At 73.9% G+C, this 406-nt stretch carries 1 protein-coding gene; it reads left to right on the forward strand.

The window, feature by feature from the left end; translation table 11 throughout:
- The first annotated feature begins 3 nt into the window (after positions 1–3).
- Entirely contained in the window at positions 4–279 is a 276-nt protein-coding gene (locus ACSNOK_RS33440; protein WP_436766825.1) for a hypothetical protein, read from the forward strand.
- Positions 280–406: the final 127 nt, after the last annotated feature.

Here is a 406-nt window from a genome sequence, read left to right on the forward strand (position 1 = left end):
GTCGTGTCCGACATCCCCAACAACGACTTCTCCGGCCTGGACGGCGGTGGTGAGCAGGCCGCCGAAGACCTCATCCAGGAGGTGGTGAACTGGTACAACACCCAGCTGCTCGCCGCTCGCCGCGCGCCGGTGCCCGACGAGGAGCGCATCGAGGAGCTCAAGGCCGGCCGGGAGGCCGCGCTGGCTGACCGAGCGCAGCTGGCGACGGCCGATCCGCGGGAGGCGGACCGGATCGCCGCGGTCTACGCGGCCCGGCTGCAGGAGCTCAAGGAGTCGTAGCCGAAGGCCCTCTGCACGGCCGGCAGGTGCCGACGGCGCGGGTGCGGCCGGTCGAGCGGGGCCGGCTGCGCCTTCGGCGGCATCAGGGGCCGGGCGAGCGCGGCGATCTCGTCCAGCTCCTCCCGGT

The organism is Streptomyces sp. URMC 126 (genome assembly GCF_051386555.1).
Lineage (GTDB): Bacteria > Actinomycetota > Actinomycetes > Streptomycetales > Streptomycetaceae > Streptomyces.